Genomic DNA, 16,637 nt, shown 5'->3' on the forward strand with positions numbered 1-16,637 from the left:
AGAAGTTCAACTGAACAACTTTTCCCGAAGCTGTATTCGGCTGCCATCCCCGCCTAGACTATGCGCAATCGGTTATCCCGTTCGCGCTGCGCTGAGTGACCTCCCATGATCCGTCTTTACACCCGTGTGCTGGAGCTGCTCGGCAAGGAGAAGCGCCTCGGCTGGATCCTTGCGGGCGCCAATCTGCTGCTCGCCGGCGCGCAATTCGCCGAACCGGTGCTGTTCGGCCGGATCATCGACGTGCTCTCCGGCAATCTCTCGACGGCAGCGATGCAGACGGACAGCGCATCGCCCTGGCCGCTATTGGCGGCCTGGGTTGCGTTCGGCCTGTTCACCATCGTCTGCGGCGCGGTGGTGGCACTTCATGCGGATCGCCTCGCACATCGCCAGCGCCAGGCGGTGCTGACCGATTATTTCGAACACATCATGCAATTGCCGCTGACCTTCCACACCGGTACGCATTCAGGGCGCCTGATGAAAGTGATGCTGGCCGGCACCGATGCGCTGTGGCGTGTCTGGCTCGGCTTCTTCCGCGAACATTTCGCCTCCATCGTCTCGTTGTTCGTGCTGCTGCCGCTGTCGATCTATCTGAACTGGCGACTGGCCATCCTGCTCGTGATCCTGTGCGTCGTATTCACGGTGCTGACCACGATGGTCGTGCGCAAGACATCGGGCATGCAGAGCGACGTCGAGGAGCATTACGGCGACCTTTCCGCGCGTGCTTCCGATGCGCTGGGCAACGTCGCGCTGGTGCAGAGCTTCACGCGCATCGATGCCGAGGTGCAGGGCCTGCGCGGCGTCTCCAGCCAGTTGCTCGAAAAGCAAATGCCGGTGCTGTCGTGGTGGGCACTGGTCTCGGTGATGACGCGCGCCTCCACCACCATCACGGTGCTGGCGATCTTCACCGTCGGCATCGCGCTGCATCAGCAGGGTCTCACCACCGTCGGCGAGATCGTGATGTTCGTCAGTTTTGCGACGATGCTGATCCAGAAGCTCGAACAGGTGGTCTCCTTCATCAACACCATCTTCATGGAGGCGCCGCGGCTGCGCGATTTCATGAACGTCCTCGATGCCGTGCCTGCCGTGCGCGACCGTATCGACGCCATGGACCCCGGCCGGCTGCAGGGCATGGTCGAATTCAACGACGTGTCGTTCTCCTATGACGGCAAGCGGCCGGCCATCGCGGATCTGTCCTTCACGGCGCTGCCCGGCGAGACCATCGCGCTCGTCGGCGCCACCGGCGCGGGCAAATCCACCGCCATCGCACTGCTGCACCGGGCCTTCGACCCGCAATCCGGCATCATCTCGATCGACGGTATGGATGTCCGTGCACTCACCCTGTCGGGCCTGCGCCGGAACATCGGCGTCGTGTTCCAGGAGGCGCTGCTGTTCAATCGCTCCATCGCCGACAACCTGCGCGTCGGCAAACCGGACGCGACCGATGAAGAGCTGCGCATTGCCGCCGCACGCGCCCAGGCGCTCGATTTCATCGAGCGCAGCGATAACGGTTTCAACACAAATGCCGGCGAGCGCGGCCGCATGCTGTCCGGCGGCGAGCGGCAGCGGCTGTCGATCGCGCGCGCTTTGCTGAAGGACCCGCCGATCCTGATCCTCGACGAGGCCACCAGCGCGCTCGATGCCGTGACCGAGGCCAAGCTCAACGTCGCTCTCGATGAAGTGATGAAGGGCCGCACCACCTTCGTGATCGCGCACAGGCTGTCCACCATCCGCAACGCCACGCGCATCCTCGTATTTGAGAACGGCCGCGTGATCGAAGCGGGAACTTTCGATGAACTCGTGATGCAGGGCGGCTATTTCGCCAGTCTGGCCGCCGCCCAGTTCATGGTTCAGGAGGACGCACGCGCCAGCATGGCGCTGCCCGATGTTGCCGAACCCCTTTGATGTCTTTGGAGAACCGGTCGAAATTTGGCCCCTTTCATCACCGATTTAACCGGCTCGCCACTGTTCTGATGCTCTCGGCCGGTATAGGTTTGCAGCCGTCACCGCGTGACGGCAGACCGACATGAGAGCCCCGAACCTCAAATCCAAGAATTGCTGCGCGCGGTGCTGGAGCACTGCAGGCGGGCCGCAAAGGACCGGAATCGGATAGTGCAGTTTCACTTCGCATCGCGCCGCCTGCTATCACTCAACTGGTTCATTCTCACCGCGGCACTTGCGCTCGGCGTGACTGCGCCGCGCACGGCCAGTGCTGAAGCGCTTCTGCTCGTCGAAGCCGATACCGGCAAGGTCCTGCAGGCCGAGAACGCGACCTATCCGTGGCACCCCGCCTCCGTCACGAAGCTGATGACGACCTATGTCACGTTGCAGGCGGTGAAGCAGGGACGCATCAACCTCGACACGGTGGTGACAGTGTCGCCGATCGCCTCCGCGCAGTCGCCATCGAAGATGGGCTTCAAGGCCGGCACGCAGGTCACCATCGATAACGCGTTGAAGATGATGATGGTGAAGTCGGCCAACGACATGGCCGTCGTGCTCGCCGAAGGCGTCGGCGGCTCCGTCGACGGATTTTCCGCGATGATGAATGCCACGGCGCAGAAGCTCGGCATGACGCAAACCCACTATGTCAATCCGAACGGCCTGCCCGCGGACGAACAGGTGACCTCGGCGCGCGACCTCGCGATCCTTGCGCGTGCGATCATTCGCGACCTGCCGGAATACGAATATTTCGTCCATATTCCCGCGATCAAATTCGGCCGCCGCATCACGCCGAACTTCAACAAGCTGATCGGCCGCTATCCCGGCGCCGACGGCATGAAGACCGGTTTCATCTGCGCCTCCGGCTACAATCTCGTCGCCACCGCCACCCGTGGCAACAAGCGGCTGATCGCGGTGGTGCTCGGCGCCTCGTCCGGCCAGGCGCGCGCCGTCAAGGCAGCGCAGCTGCTGGAGCGCGGCTTCAACACCGGCACAGGCGGCCTGACCTGGCTGCAGCCGGCGCTCGGCACCGTGGATGCCCTCGCACCGATCGACGCCGCACCGCCCAACCTGCGCGACGAGATGTGCGGACCGAAACGCAAGCGCCCGGCCAGCGACGCCGATGATGAAGTCGTCGCCAGCAACGAAGCCAGCAGCCAGGCCATGTCGTTCTTCACCGCCGGTCTGCAGCCGCCAACGCTGCGCCCGGTCGACATGATCGCCGCAGCCGCCGCACCGGTCGAGCCGGTGATCGTTTATATTGGGCCTAAGAAGACCGGCGCTGACCTGATCGCCGCCAATGCGGTGGAAGAAGCCCGGCAGACGCCGAAGCCCAAGGGCAAGAAGGGCACCAAGACCGCCGCCAAGAAGCCGGACGCGGCAGCCGACAGCAAGGACGCCAAAACCGCAGCATCGGCCGAGGCGAAACCAGCCGCCAAGCCTGCGGCCAAACCGGCTGCAAAACAGGCAGCAGTGAAACCGGATGCAGCCGCGCCGAAACCGGCCGCTGCAGCTAAGCCAGCCGCCGCCAAGCCCGCGGCTGCCAAGCCTGCCACGGCGGCCACCGGCGCTCCGGCCACAACGCCGGCCAAGCCGAAGGCAGCGGCCAAACCCGCACCGAAAGCTACCACCGGCGAAGCCAAGCCGGCTGCGGCAGCTCCGCGCACTTAGACCTTCGTCGACAAGGCTCAACTATCATCGTTAACGCGGCCGGTTTCCGGCTGCGTCATGTTGCGCCGCGCCTTGCTATCAAGGGCAGCTTTGCTCAATACTTCGACGAAATAATCAAATCGAGGGGGAAGTGTCATGGAGCGCATCTGGCTCAAACAATATCCGGCAGGCGTGCCAGCCGACATCGACGTCAGCCTGTATCCGTCGCTGGTCGATCTGCTCGAAGAGAGCTTTGCCAAATTCCGCGATCGCAAAGCCTTCATCTGCATGGATAAGTCGATCACCTATCGTGAGCTCGACGAAATGTCCCTGGCGCTCGGCGCCTATCTGCAGAGCAAGGGCCTCGCCAAGGGCGCCCGTGTCGCGCTGATGATGCCGAACGTGCTGCAATATCCGATCGCCACCTCCGCGGTGCTGCGCGCCGGCTATGCCGTGGTCAACGTCAACCCGCTCTACACGCCGCGCGAGCTCGAGCATCAGCTCAAGGATTCCGGCGCCGAAGCCATCATCGTGCTGGAGAACTTCGCCTCTACCGTGCAGCAGGTGATCGCCAAGACCAATGTGAAGCACGTCATCCTTGGCAGCATGGGCGACATGCTCGGCTTCAAGGGCGTGATCGTCAATCTCGTGGTCAGGCGGGTAAAGAAAATGGTGCCGGCTTATGAATTGCCGGGCGCCGTCTGGTTCAACGATGCAGTCTCCGCCGGCCGCAGCATGAAGATGAAGAAGCCGGTGCTCGGGCCTGACGACGTCGCTTTCCTGCAATATACCGGCGGCACCACCGGCGTTTCCAAGGGCGCGACGCTGCGCCATCGCAACATCCTGGCCAATGTGCTGCAGAACGATGCCTGGCTGCAGCCGGCGCTGCGCAAGCCGCCGCATGTGGACCAGCTTTTCATCGTCTGTGCGCTGCCGCTCTATCATATCTTCGCACTGACGGCTTGCTTCCTGCTGGCCGTGCGCGCCGGCGGCGTCAACCTCCTGATCCCGAACCCGCGCGACATGCCGGGCTTCGTGAAGGAGCTGATGAAGTATCAGGTCAACAGCTTCCCGGCCGTCAACACGCTCTATAACGGCCTGCTGAATACGCCCGGTTTTGACCAGGTCGATTTCTCCAAGCTGAAGATTTCCAACGGCGGCGGCATGGCGGTGCAGAAGGCGGTGGCCGAGCGCTGGCTGAAGACGACCGGCTGCTTCGTCGCCGAAGGCTACGGACTGTCGGAAACCTCGCCGACGCTGACCTGCAACCCGGCCGATGTCGATCAGTTCAACGGCTCCATCGGCGTGCCGGTGCCATCGACCTACATCTCGATCCGCGACGACGACGGCAACGAAGTGCCGCTCGGCGAGCCCGGCGAGATTTGCGCCAAGGGTCCGCAGATCATGTCGGGCTACTGGAACCGGCCCGACGAGACCGCCAAGGTGATGACCGCGGACGGTTTCTTCCGCACCGGCGATATAGGCATCATGAGCCCCGATGGCTTCACCAAGATCGTTGATCGCAAGAAGGACATGGTGCTGGTTTCGGGCTTCAACGTCTATCCGAACGAGGTCGAGGACGTCATCGCCAGCCATCCCGGCGTGCTGGAATGCGCCGTGATCGGCGTGCCCGATCCGAAGACCACCGAGGCGGTGAAGGCCTTCGTCGTCAAGAAGGACCCGAACGTCACCGCCGAGGACATCATCAAATTCTGCGGCACCCAGCTCACCAATTACAAGGTGCCGAAACAGATCGAATTCCGCACCGCTTTGCCGAAGACCAATGTCGGCAAGATCCTGCGCCGCGAACTCCGCGACGAGAAGAAGCAGGCCTCAGCGGCCTGACACACTGCTATAGGGTGGGCCCGCTTTCGCATGGCCCACCCTATGGATTTCAGCATGACTGCAACGACTCCCGCCGACATCATCGCCTTCTGGACAGACGCCGGCTGGGACCGCTGGTACGCCAAGAACGACGATTTCGATGCCGAGATCACCCGCCGCTTTCGCGCGCTGTGGGATGAGGCCGTCGCAGGCAACCTTGCGTCATGGGAGGCCAGTGACGAGGGCACGCTCGCTTTGATCCTCGTGCTTGACCAGTTTCCCCGCAACATGTTCCGCAACGATGCGCGGGCCTTTTCCAGCGATCGCCTCGCTTGCGAGCTCACGATCAGGGCCGTCGCGCGCGGCGTCGATCAGCGCGTCGACCAGCAGATGCAGCAGTTCGTCTATATGCCGCTGATGCATTCGGAAGACCTCGTCGATCAGGAGCGCTGCTGCGCACTGTTTCGCGCCACCGGCGAGACCGACAATCTGAAATTCGCCGACGAGCACGCCGACATCATCCGGCGCTTCGGCCGTTTCCCCCACCGTAACCGGGTGCTGGGGCGCAACACCACTGCGGAGGAACAGGCGTTTCTGGATGCCGGCGGCTTCGGCGGGTAGAATTGGCCTCCGACCCTCTTCGTCATTGCGAGGAGCGAAGCGACGCGGCAATCCAGTCTTCCCTTGTTGCTTTCTGGATTGCTTCGCTACGCTCGCAATGACGAAGATGAGAAGCCCCTGCCTTGCCTTTGAGCGCCCCTCAATATTGCCCGCGTCATGCAGCCGGTCTAAACACACTCACCCTTACTTTCAGGAGAGATCGACGATGACCATTCAAGTTGGCGACAAGCTGCCCGAGTCCAAGCTCCGTGTCATGACCTCCGAAGGTCCGGCCGTGAAGACCACCGACGACATCTTCAAGGGCAAGAAAGTGGCGCTGTTCGCGGTGCCCGGCGCCTATACCGGCACCTGCCACAAAATGCATCTGCCGAGCATCTTCCTCAACGCCTATGCCATCAAGGACAAGGGCGTCGACACCATCGCGATCATCTCCGTCAACGATGTGTTCGTGATGAACGCCTGGAAGAAAGATACCGATCTGCGCGACGAAGCGGTGTTCCTCGCCGACGGCAATGCCGACTTCACCAAGGCGATCGGTATGGAGCTCGACGCATCGGGCAACGGCCTCGGCATCCGCTCGCATCGCTATTCGATGCTGGTGGAAGACGGCAACGTGACCAAGCTCAACCTCGAGCCGGCACCGGGCAAGGTCGAAGTCTCCGGCGGCGACACCCTGCTCGGCCAGCTGTGAGCTAAAGCCCTCTTACATCCCCTCTCCCCCAGCGCAGCGAAGCTGCGCGCCGCGGGAGAGGGTGGATCGAACACGCGAAGCGGGTTCGAGACGGGAGAGGGTTTGAGCGCGGGGATGCAGCCCCCTCTCCCGCCGTCGCTTCGCGAAGGCACCCTCCCCCACGAGGGGGGAGGGGAAAAGAGAGCCCGCTTCTACCGGCCCCGGTTCTCCGCCAGCCCATCCCGCGACAGCTGATCGGCACGCTCATTCTCCGCGTGGCCGGCATGGCCCTTGACCCAGTGCCAGCGCACATCATGGGTCTTCAGCGCGGCGTCGAGGCGCTGCCACAGGTCGACATTCTTCACCGGCTTCTTGTCCGACGTCTTCCAGCCGTTTTTCTTCCAGCCGTGAATCCAGCTCATGATGCCGTTGCGCAGATACTGGCTGTCGGTGTGCAGATCCACCGAACACGGCTTCTTCAGCGCTTCCAGCGCCGAGATCGCCGCCATCAGCTCCATGCGGTTGTTGGTGGTGTGCGCCTCGCCGCCCTTCAATTCCTTCTCGGCATCGCCGAAACGAAGGATCGCGCCCCAGCCGCCGGGACCGGGATTTCCCGAACAGGCGCCGTCGGTATAGATCGTCACAGGCGTCGCAGTGGTCACGCGGGCTGCCTCGCCACTTCGACGCCGTAGTCGGCCATCGACGTCACCGACTGGTGGAAGCGCAGCTTGCGGACATACTCGACCGGATCCTTCGGCTTCACGAAGGCGCCTTCCGGCACATTGAGGAAATCCACCAGACGCGTGAGCAAGAAACGGATCGACGCGCCGCGTGCCAGCAGCGGAAACGCCGCGCGCTCGGCACTGGTCAACGGACGCACCGCCTCATAGGCATTGAGGAAAGCGCGCGCCTTGGTGGCATTGAACGACAGATCCGGCTCGAAGCACCAGGCGTTCAGGCAGATCGCCACGTCGTAGGCCAGCATGTCATTGCAGGCGAACGGGAAGTCGATCAGGCCGGAGAGCTTGTCGCCAAGAAAGAACACGTTGTCCGGAAACAGATCCGCATGGATCACGCCTTCCGGCAGATCGGTTGGCCAATGCGCGGCAAGATAGTCGAGTTCGGTCTGCAGGAAAGCGCGCAGCCCGGGCTGAACCGTATCGGCACGCGGCGCCGCGAGGTCGAGCAAACCGCGCCAACCATCGACCGACAGATTGTTCTTGCGCACCAACGGGAAATCGCGCCCGGCGACATGCATCTTCGCCAGCGCTTCGCCGACACCGGCGCAATGCATCGCGTTGGGACGACGCGGCCACATGCCTTCGAGGAAGTTGATGATCGCGGCGGGCCGGCCGGCGAGCGATGCATAGACCGCACCGTCGCGATTCTTCTGCGGCTGCGGGCAATTCACGCCACGCGCGCAGAGATGCGCCATCAGACCGAGGAAGTAAGGCAGGTCATCCGCTTCGACGCGCTTCTCATAGAGCGTGAGGATATACGCGCCCTTGGAGGTGTGCATCAGGAAGTTGGAATTCTCGACGCCTTCGGCGATGCCCTTGTAGGAGAGCAATTCGCCGACATCGTAGCTCTTCAGGAAATCCGCGAGATCATCGGCGGCAACATCGGTATAGACCGCCATCGCGGTTACGCCGCGGCCTCGGGACGCAACGAACGCGGCAGCGGGAAGAATTCGTTTTCTTCAGCAGCCGACACCGTCTCCACATGCAGCTCATAACGCTGCGCGAAGGCATCCATGATTTCTTCGACGATCACTTCCGGCGCCGAGGCGCCCGCGGTGATGCCGAGGCTGGTGATGCCCTCGAACATGCTCCAGTCGAGATCGCTCGCGCGCTGTGCCAGCACCGAGACGCGACATCCCTCGCGCTCGGCCACTTCGCGCAGACGCTGCGAGTTCGACGAGTTCGGCGCACCGACAACGATCAGCGCATCGACCACCGGCGCCACCTTCTTCACGGCAAGCTGGCGGTTGGTGGTGGCGTAGCAGATGTCTTCCTTGTGCGGCCCGTTGATCGTGGGGAAGCGGCTCTTCAGCACTTCGACGATCTCGGCGGTGTCGTCGATCGACAGCGTCGTCTGGGTCACGAAAGCGAGATTGTTCGGATCCTTCGGCTGGAAGGTCTGGGCGTCTCCAGCGGTCTCGATGAGCTGCACAGCGCCAGGCGGCAGCTGGCCGACGGTGCCGACCACTTCCGGGTGATGCGAATGCCCGATCAGCAGGATCTCACGGCCGCGCTTGAAGTGGATCGCCGCCTCGCGGTGCACCTTGGTCACCAGCGGGCAGGTCGCGTCCAGCGAGAAGAAATTGCGCTGACGGGCATCCTCGGGAACCGATTTCGGCACGCCATGGGCGGAAAATACTACCGGCGCGGAGGTGTTGTCCGGGATTTCGGCGAGTTCCTCGACGAAAATCGCGCCCTTGGTCTTGAGGCTGTCCACCACATACTTGTTATGGACGATCTCATGCCGGACATAGACAGGCGCGCCATGGATGGCGAGTGCGCGTTCGACCGTATCGATCGCCCGGACGACGCCTGCGCAGAAGCCACGCGGCGAACAAAGAACGATTTTCAGGGACGGTTTGGTCGTCATATCGGGGCGATCCAGGGGCCTGGGCACCAAAATGGCAGGTGCGATGGGTCAGATTGGCAAAATTCAGCCAAAGAGCTTGTCTGAATAAGGACTTGGGGCCGGTTTGCGGCGCTGTCAAGGCCGAACTGCCGGGCATTGCGCGGTTGCCCTCTGACAGATTATATAGAGCCTTAATTCCCGTCATCACCGATGACCAGACGGCTTCGCCTCCGAAAGAGGTGGGCGAAGCGCAAAGGAGATGTGCCATGAGCAATGCCCCGCTGATGCCAAAGGCGACGGCCGTGTGGCTGGTCGACAATACGGCGCTGACCTTCGATCAGGTCGCCGATTTCACCAAGATGCACCCGCTCGAGATCCGCGCCATTGCCGACGGCGACGCCGCCCAGGGCATCAAGGGCATGGACCCGATTTCCAACGGGCAGCTGACCCGCGATGAGATCGAAAAGGGCGAGAAGGACAAGAATTATCGGCTCAAGCTCGAAGAGAGCAAGGTGATCCTGCCGCCAGCCGCCAAGAAGAAGGGCCCGCGCTACACCCCGGTGTCGCGCCGTCATGAGCGCCCGAGCGCGATCCTGTGGCTGGTGCGTAACCATGCCGAGCTGAAAGACAGCCAGATCATGCGGCTGGTCGGCACCACCAAGACCACCATCGCCTCGATCCGCGACCGCACCCACTGGAATGCTTCGACCCTGACCCCTATGGATCCGGTGACCCTCGGCCTGTGCTCGCAGATCGAACTCGATTTCGAGGTGCAGCGCGCGGCCAAGGAAAAGCCGACCGACCAGGCTTACGGCGGCGCGACCCTACTGCCGGCCTCGGAAACCACCCGCAAGGATGAGCTGGAGACCGCCGAGAGCGGCAGCGGCGACCTCAATGTCGACGCCGTGTTCGCCAAGCTGAAGGGCATCGGCGGCAGCAAGAAGCAGGACGACGACGAATAAGCGCCTGCGCTGCGCGCAGATGCGCGGCGGCAAGGACAGAATTGAAAACGCGGCGGTTCATCCCGCCGCGTTTTTTTTTGTTTCAGGTGATGCGCCGCCCGCTCACGCCAGCGGGCGACGGATGCTGACATTGATGCTGCCGTCATCGTCATATGCCACCAGCTTGCCGATGAAATTCGAGAACGACGTGGCGACTTCGATGAAGCAGCCCTGTCTGTCGATCATGTAAGCGAGGACGTCGTCGGCATTCTCCAGGTTCACGCCTGCATCAGCCAGTTCGCTGACGTCCGGGATGACCTCGTGATCGACGAAGTAGATCTTACCCTTCGCCTTACCCTTGTAGATTTCGACGATCGGATCGCCGCCGTGACTTTCCGCCACCGGATAGCAGAAGGCACGGAAGGCCTTGTCCCAGAGATCGGCATCGGCGAGGAACACGCGCAGGTCGTTGTATTCGAAGCCGGTGTCGAGACCGCGGAGGTAGCGCACCGAATCGAATGTCTCGACGCCATCGGCCAGCGGGCTGGCTGTGTCGAGATCGAAATAGAAGCCGTTATGCGCTTTCAGAAACGCCGTATAATCGGACGAGAATTCGATGCCCTGCTCCGCGGCAAAGGCCGCTATGGCTTTGTCCATCACCGGCTTGAATGTCATCGCATCGGGATAGTCTTCGAACCTGAACTCGTTCGCCATCATGTACTCCGCTTATGCGTTAGGGATTCCGCCTGAGCGGTGCCTTCCTTGGTGCTGCAGAGGTAAGGCAAGGTTCATGGCCGCGCCCGACGCATAATCTTCACTTTCCAAACGCCATCGAATCCTGCGACATCGCGCATGGACGGCAACGCATGGAGTGGCGACGATGGCATCTCTCTGGCTTGGTCTGATGCGCTTGCTGGCCGGCTTCCGCCGCGGCCTGCGCGATCCCGAATTTCGCGCGATCCTGTTCCTGCTGGCCATCGCCATGACCGGCGGCACGATCTTCTTCCGCATTGTCGAGCACTGGCGATGGATCGACGCCGCCTATTTCAGTGTGATGGCCCTGACCACGGTTGGCGACGCCACGCTGTCGCCGACCACGGCCATCGCCAAGATCTTCACGATGCTGTTCTCGATCTGTGGCATCGGACTGATGCTGGCGTTCCTGTCACGGCTCTCGACGTTCCGAGAGCGATATGATGACAGAAAGCGTGAGAAGTAATCCTCACGCCTTCTTCAGAAATTCCGTGCGCAGCACCAGGCCCTTGACCTTGTCGGTGCGGCCTTCGATCTCGTCTTCGTTGTCGGTGAGATGGATGTTCTTGATCACGGTGCCGCGCTTGAGCACGGTGGACGAGCCTTTCAGCTTGAGGTCCTTGATCAGCGTGACGGTATCGCCTTCGGCGAGCAGCGCGCCGTTCGAATCCCTGACCTTGATATCCATGATGCGTCCTTTGCGGGGGTGCCTGTCTTCCCCTTTCCCCGCGCAGCGAAGCTGCGCAAGGCGGGAGCTGGCGGACGAATTCGTCCGCCATGGTGGATCGAACACGCGAAGCGGGTTCGAGACGGGAGAGGGGGTGGTGCAAAACACGCCCCCTCTCCCGCCTTCGCTTCGCTCAGGCACCCTCTCCCACAAGGGGAGAGGGGAAGCAAGAAATACCAGGGATCAGAACTTGTAGGTGATGCCGGTGCCGACCAGCCATGGATCGAGCTTGACCTGACCGGTGATCGCCGCGCCGCTGGCCAGCGTGCCTTCCCAATCCGGGCGCATCCACATCTTCTTCACGTCGACGTTCCAGCCCCAATGCTTGTCGATCATGTAGTCGAAGCCGAACTGCAGCACCGGCGCCGCGGTGTCTTTCAGACGGCTGCTGGTTACGCCCACACCGCTCGCACTCTGGCTGAAGAACCAGGTGTAATTCACACCGGCGCCGATATAGGGCTTGAAGGCGCCGAACTGCGTGAAGTGATACTGGAAGGTCAGCGTCGGCGGCAGCAGCCACGCCTTGCCGACATCGAGGCCGGCGATGGCGCCGTCGCCGGTGACGTGGTGCTTGGTGACGCCAAGGATCAGTTCGGCTGCGAGGTTCGGCGTGAAGAAATATGAGATGTCGAGTTCGGGAACAACCTGATCGGAGGTCTTCAGGCTGGAGCCCGGCACCTGGTGAACCGTACCGCCATTCTCCGGAATGACGCCGAGCACACGCAGGCGGATCATCCAGGGATTCCACGCCTCGACCAACGGCGCCTTGGTGTACGGCGTCGCGGCCGGAAGATCGGCGGCCCCTGCCGTTGTCGCCATGCTGGTCATCGCCGTTGCCGCCATCAGCAACGACACGGTCGTCAGAATTCTCTTCATCGCGAAGTGCCCTGTCTTTCGATTCGTTCGGGGTGAACGATCTCACCCGATCAAATCCGAAAGACGCTCGCTGCGGCGCTCACACGTTGATCTCAATCAAAAGCAAACGACCGCACAGCGTCTCGCTGCGCGGTCGTTGCCTTTGGGAGACACAATTTTGCGGAATATCAATCGCCGGTGTTACGGCCGGTTCGGATTGTTCAGCATGTATTCGCCGAGATTGCGCTGCGCGCGGTCGGCACGATTGATGGCATTGCTGCGCTGAACGTCGCGGTCCTTGCGGCAGGCCGCATATTCCGGCGAGCCGACAACGACACCATTGGCGCGGCAGATCGCGTCATCGTCATCGCCAAGGCTCGACATCGGAACATCGGTGCGGCGCGCGCAGGCGCTGAGCAGCATTGCTGTCAGCGTCAGCGCGATGAGAGAGGTCGAGGTCAGTCGCATGCATGGTTCCTGTCACGTGAGTGACGCCGTGTTTAGCGCGAAATGCGGGATTTGTAAGGTCTGCTCAGACCCTGCCCTTCAGCGCCGCACCGATTTCGTCCAGTGACTTCGGATCCTCGATGGTCGCGGGCATGGTCCAGCTGTCACCGTCCGCGATCTTCTTGATGGTACCGCGCAGGATTTTGCCGGACCGCGTCTTCGGCAGGCGACCGACAGCGATGGCGAGCTTGAAGGCCGCGACGGGGCCGAGCTTGTCGCGCACCAGCGCGACCACTTCCTTCTCGATGTCAGCAACCGGCCGTGCAACGCCGGCCTTCAGCACAAGGAAGCCACAGGGCACCTCGCCCTTTATGGTATCCTTGATGCCCAGCACGGCGCATTCGGCGACGTCGGGATGCGAGGCCAGAATCTCTTCCATGCCGCCGGTCGAGAGCCTGTGGCCGGCGACATTGATGATGTCGTCGGTGCGGCCCATCACATAGACATAGCCGTCTTCATCCAGGTATCCGGCGTCGGACGTTTTGTAGTAGCCGGGGAATTCGTTGAAATAGGCTTCCTTGCAGCGCGCGTCCTGCTCCCACAATGTCGGCAGACAGGCCGGCGGCATCGGCAGCTTGATCACGATGGAGCCCATGGTGCCGGCGGGCAGCGGCTTCGATGCTTCATCGACGACCTCGATCTTGTAGCCGGGCATCGGCACCGTCGGCGAACCATGCTTCACCGGCAACTGGCCAAGGCCCACCGGATTGCCGGCGATGCACCAGCCGGTCTCGGTCTGCCACCAGTGATCGATCACCGGCACCTTCAGTTGTTTCTCGGCCCAGTCTACCGTCGGTGGATCGGCGCGCTCGCCGGCCAGGAACAGCGTGCGGAAATGCGAGAGATCATATTTGCGAATGAAACTGCCGTCCGGATCGTCCTTGCGGATGGCGCGGAAGGCGGTCGGCGCCGTGAAGAAAGCAACGGCCTTGTGTTCGGAGATGACACGCCAGAACGCGCCGGCATCGGGCGTGCCGACCGGCTTGCCCTCATACATGATTGAGGTCGCACCATGGAACAGCGGCGCATAAACGATGTAGCTATGGCCGACCACCCAGCCGATGTCGGAGCCGCACCACCAGACTTCGCCCGGCTTCACGCCGTAGAGATTCCACATCGACCATGCGAGCGCGACGGCATGACCGCCATTGTCGCGCACCACGCCCTTCGGTTTTCCGGTCGTGCCGGACGTATAGAGGATATAGAGCGGATCCGTCGCCAGCACCGGTACGCACTCCGCAGACTTCTTCGCCGCCATCGCCTTGCTGCGCAATTCGGCCCAGTCGTGATCGCGGCTGGCCACCAGATCGCAGCCATGCTGCGGCCGCTGCAGGATGATGCAGCCATCCGGCTTCGCACTGGCGAGCGTGATCGCTTCATCCAGCAGCGGCTTGTATTGCACGATGCGGCCGGGCTCGATGCCGCAGCTCGCCGACAGGATCAGTTTCGGCCGCGCATCGTCGATGCGTGTCGCGAGCTCCTTCGCCGCGAAACCGCCGAACACCACCGAATGTACCGCGCCGATGCGCGCACAGGCGAGCATGGCGACCACAGCCTCAGGCACCATCGGCATATAGAGGATGATGCGATCGCCCTTCCCGACGCCGTGATCCTGCAGGATGGCGCCGAGCACCTGCACCTCATGCAGCATCTCTGCATAGGTGAATTTCCGGACCTCACCCGTCAGCGGCGAGTCGTGGATCAGCGCGACCTGATCGGCGCGGCCACCGGCGACATGGCGATCCAGCGCGTTGTAGCAGGTATTGAGCACGCCGCCGACAAACCAGCGGCCGTAGAGACCCACAGACGGATCGAACACCTTCTTCGCTGGCGCAATCCAGTCGATCGCCTTCGCGGCTTCGCTCCAGAAACCTTCCGGATCAGACAGCGACTGCGCGTGGACATCGTGATAGCGGCTGGATGCGTTGGTCGTCATGGCGTCTCTCCCGCCCCGGCTTTACCGCCGGAGTTCATTGTCTCGTCATTGTCACGGGATGACAGGCTATTTCAAGGGTGCCTTTGGTTGTGGCTTGACCGACATCTCCACGCCGATCCGCTCGATCTCCTGCGCCAGCGCCTTGTAGTTGGCACGCGCCACCTCGAATTGCGGATCGAGCTTGATCGCAGCGCCAAAATCGCGGACGGCGCGCGGCCGATCACCTTTCTTGCGCCAGAGTTCGCCGCGCGCATTGAACAGAACGGCCTGCGTCGGATCGAGCCGCAGCGCCGCATCGTAATCGGCGATGGCACGATCGGTCTCATCCTTGCGGGTGTAGACGCCGGCGCGCGCAATCAACGCTTTCAGCCGGTCGGCCCGCTCGGTCTTTTCGTTGTTGATCAGCGTGCTGCAAACTGCGAGAATCTTCTCGTCATCACCTAACGCAACAGCTGCCACGCACAACGCGGAATCGACGGGCGCGGTGGCTGCGGGTTCGTTGACCGCCGGCCATGCCCTGTCGGGAGCCACGCAACATAATACGAGCAGGACGCCGATGACGCGCGGCACGCTGCCAACATATGAATTGCGAAAAGTCATTGTCTATCGCGTGCTCGCATCGGCGGATGGATGCAATCCGATCGCCGGCCTGCGCGCCGCCACCCGATATTTCTCAAGCTGCTTGCGATGTCGCAAAGCGATATCCAGCGTTGAATCGATCTGAACGGCTGCGTCGAAATCAGCCAGAGCGCGCGCAGGGTCGCCCTTGTCGCGCCAGGCGACGCCGCGATTGTTGTAGGCCATCGCCAGCTCCGGCTGAAGCTGCAGCGCCGTCGTGTAGTCGGTGATAGCACGGTCATACGCGCCGCTGAGACTGAAGGAGTTTCCGCGATTCACGAAGTAGCTCGCCTTCGGCTCCAGCCGGATCGCCGCGTCGAAATCCGCAATCGCGCGGCCATAGGCATTGTTGCGCGCATAGGACTGACCGCGCGCATCGTAATGTTCCGCACTCGGCTCCAGGCGAATGATGTCGCTCTGGTCGTCGATCACCAGATCGAAGCGCTTGACCTTGGCATAGGCGGCGGCCCGCTCAACGAGGCTTTGCACCCGATTGGGATCGAGGCGGACTGCCTCGGTGTAATCGCGAACGGCCAATCGATTTTCGTGCATCGATGCGAAGGTCGCGGCGCGGCTCGCAAATAATTGGGCCTCGTTCGGCCGCAGCCTAATCGCGCGGTCGAAGTCATCAAGCGCACGGTCAAACTTCTTGCCGGCCGCAAGCGCCTTGCCGCGGGCTTCGAGCGCTGCAGCCGAGAGGGGATCGAGCTGAACCGCCAGATCGCCATCCGCAACGGCGAGGTCGACCTGTTCCAGCCTGAGTTGCAGCCCGGCACGCACGATCAGGGCATGAACGCGGTCCGGCGATGCCGCCGTCGAGCCGATCACCAGGCCGCAGATGCCAAGCATCTGCTCAGGCGGCAAGGTGTCGTCATTCGCGCAGGTGGCAGCGGCCTCGGCCGCGCCCTGCGCCCGGACGGCCGCATGGGGCAGCGATGCTGCCGCGAGAGCGGCGCACAGAACCAACGTCCGAAACGAATGACCCATGAAAGCCCCAGCAAGCCAGCCGGA

Annotated in this window: 17 protein-coding genes; 7 read left to right on the top strand and 10 right to left on the bottom strand. The window is 62.5% G+C overall.

Annotated elements, in window-relative coordinates; all coding sequences use genetic code 11:
* Positions 1 to 105: 105 nt before the first annotated feature.
* The 5 genes from AB7813_RS17235 to AB7813_RS17255 all read left to right on the top strand — a co-directional run bounded on the left by AB7813_RS17235 (position 106) and on the right by AB7813_RS17255 (position 6,721).
* Positions 106 to 1,902, top strand: a complete 1,797-nt coding sequence (locus AB7813_RS17235; protein ID WP_093757446.1) for a glucan ABC transporter ATP-binding protein/ permease — start codon at positions 106 to 108, stop codon at positions 1,900 to 1,902.
* A 207-nt stretch (positions 1,903 to 2,109) separates the two neighbouring features.
* Positions 2,110 to 3,606, top strand: coding sequence for a D-alanyl-D-alanine carboxypeptidase family protein (locus AB7813_RS17240; RefSeq protein WP_439065148.1), 1,497 nt, complete (start codon positions 2,110 to 2,112; stop codon positions 3,604 to 3,606).
* Positions 3,607 to 3,741: 135 nt separating this feature from the next.
* Positions 3,742 to 5,430, top strand: a complete 1,689-nt coding sequence (locus AB7813_RS17245; RefSeq protein ID WP_315844052.1) for a long-chain fatty acid--CoA ligase — start codon at positions 3,742 to 3,744, stop codon at positions 5,428 to 5,430.
* A 54-nt stretch (positions 5,431 to 5,484) separates the two neighbouring features.
* The gene (locus AB7813_RS17250) at positions 5,485 to 6,030 is read left to right on the top strand and encodes a DUF924 family protein (RefSeq protein ID WP_439065149.1); all 546 of its coding nucleotides are present in this window, start codon (positions 5,485 to 5,487) and stop codon (positions 6,028 to 6,030) included.
* Positions 6,031 to 6,235: 205 nt separating this feature from the next.
* On the top strand, positions 6,236 to 6,721 hold the full coding sequence (locus AB7813_RS17255; protein WP_439065150.1) for a peroxiredoxin: 486 nt from the start codon (positions 6,236 to 6,238) through the stop codon (positions 6,719 to 6,721).
* Between the two features lie 191 nt (positions 6,722 to 6,912).
* On the opposite strand, the gene rnhA is transcribed toward AB7813_RS17255, so the two are convergent.
* From rnhA to ispH, 3 genes are read right to left on the bottom strand one after another with little or no spacing between them, the layout of a single operon-like run.
* A complete protein-coding gene (gene rnhA, locus AB7813_RS17260; protein ID WP_089267674.1) occupies positions 6,913 to 7,362 on the bottom strand; it encodes a ribonuclease HI in 450 nt (149 codons plus the stop codon).
* Positions 7,359 to 8,339, bottom strand: a complete 981-nt coding sequence (locus AB7813_RS17265; RefSeq protein WP_439065151.1) for a homoserine kinase — start codon at positions 8,337 to 8,339, stop codon at positions 7,359 to 7,361. Before AB7813_RS17265 ends, rnhA begins: the two co-directional genes overlap by 4 nt.
* Positions 8,340 to 8,344: 5 nt before the next feature.
* On the bottom strand, positions 8,345 to 9,310 hold the full coding sequence (ispH, locus tag AB7813_RS17270) for a 4-hydroxy-3-methylbut-2-enyl diphosphate reductase (protein WP_089267676.1): 966 nt from the start codon (positions 9,308 to 9,310) through the stop codon (positions 8,345 to 8,347).
* 245 nt (positions 9,311 to 9,555) lie between these two features.
* Between ispH and AB7813_RS17275 the strand changes: the two genes are divergently transcribed.
* The gene (locus AB7813_RS17275; RefSeq protein ID WP_089267677.1) at positions 9,556 to 10,251 is read left to right on the top strand and encodes a DUF1013 domain-containing protein; all 696 of its coding nucleotides are present in this window, start codon (positions 9,556 to 9,558) and stop codon (positions 10,249 to 10,251) included.
* 102 nt (positions 10,252 to 10,353) lie between these two features.
* Here AB7813_RS17275 and AB7813_RS17280 read toward each other — a convergent pair whose 3' ends face one another.
* A complete protein-coding gene (locus AB7813_RS17280; RefSeq protein ID WP_439065152.1) occupies positions 10,354 to 10,944 on the bottom strand; it encodes an SMI1/KNR4 family protein in 591 nt (196 codons plus the stop codon).
* 166 nt (positions 10,945 to 11,110) lie between these two features.
* On the opposite strand from AB7813_RS17280, the gene AB7813_RS17285 reads away from it, so the two are divergent.
* The gene (locus AB7813_RS17285) at positions 11,111 to 11,449 is read left to right on the top strand and encodes a potassium channel family protein (RefSeq protein WP_184512154.1); all 339 of its coding nucleotides are present in this window, start codon (positions 11,111 to 11,113) and stop codon (positions 11,447 to 11,449) included.
* Positions 11,450 to 11,452: 3 nt separating this feature from the next.
* On the opposite strand, the gene AB7813_RS17290 is transcribed toward AB7813_RS17285, so the two are convergent.
* The 6 genes from AB7813_RS17290 to AB7813_RS17315 form a co-directional block, all read right to left on the bottom strand.
* Positions 11,453 to 11,671: an alkylphosphonate utilization protein gene (locus AB7813_RS17290; protein ID WP_011665834.1), complete on the bottom strand. Its 219-nt coding sequence runs from the start codon at positions 11,669 to 11,671 to the stop codon at positions 11,453 to 11,455.
* A 222-nt stretch (positions 11,672 to 11,893) separates the two neighbouring features.
* Complete coding sequence (locus AB7813_RS17295) at positions 11,894 to 12,586, bottom strand: OmpW/AlkL family protein (protein WP_439065153.1); 693 nt, start codon at positions 12,584 to 12,586, stop codon at positions 11,894 to 11,896.
* A gap of 180 nt (positions 12,587 to 12,766) precedes the next feature.
* Positions 12,767 to 13,033 carry a hypothetical protein gene (locus tag AB7813_RS17300; RefSeq protein ID WP_439065154.1) on the bottom strand — a complete coding sequence of 89 codons (267 nt, stop codon included), beginning with the start codon at positions 13,031 to 13,033 and terminating at the stop codon, positions 12,767 to 12,769.
* Positions 13,034 to 13,097: 64 nt separating this feature from the next.
* On the bottom strand, positions 13,098 to 15,008 hold the full coding sequence (locus AB7813_RS17305) for a propionyl-CoA synthetase (RefSeq protein ID WP_439065155.1): 1,911 nt from the start codon (positions 15,006 to 15,008) through the stop codon (positions 13,098 to 13,100).
* Positions 15,009 to 15,074: 66 nt separating this feature from the next.
* The gene (locus AB7813_RS17310) at positions 15,075 to 15,608 is read right to left on the bottom strand and encodes a tetratricopeptide repeat protein (protein ID WP_439083948.1); all 534 of its coding nucleotides are present in this window, start codon (positions 15,606 to 15,608) and stop codon (positions 15,075 to 15,077) included.
* Between the two features lie 3 nt (positions 15,609 to 15,611).
* Complete coding sequence (locus tag AB7813_RS17315; RefSeq protein ID WP_439065157.1) at positions 15,612 to 16,613, bottom strand: tetratricopeptide repeat protein; 1,002 nt, start codon at positions 16,611 to 16,613, stop codon at positions 15,612 to 15,614.
* Between the last annotated feature and the right edge of the window lie 24 nt (positions 16,614 to 16,637).

Source organism: Tardiphaga sp. 20_F10_N6_6, from assembly GCF_052076045.1.
GTDB classification, from domain to species: domain Bacteria; phylum Pseudomonadota; class Alphaproteobacteria; order Rhizobiales; family Xanthobacteraceae; genus Tardiphaga; species Tardiphaga robiniae.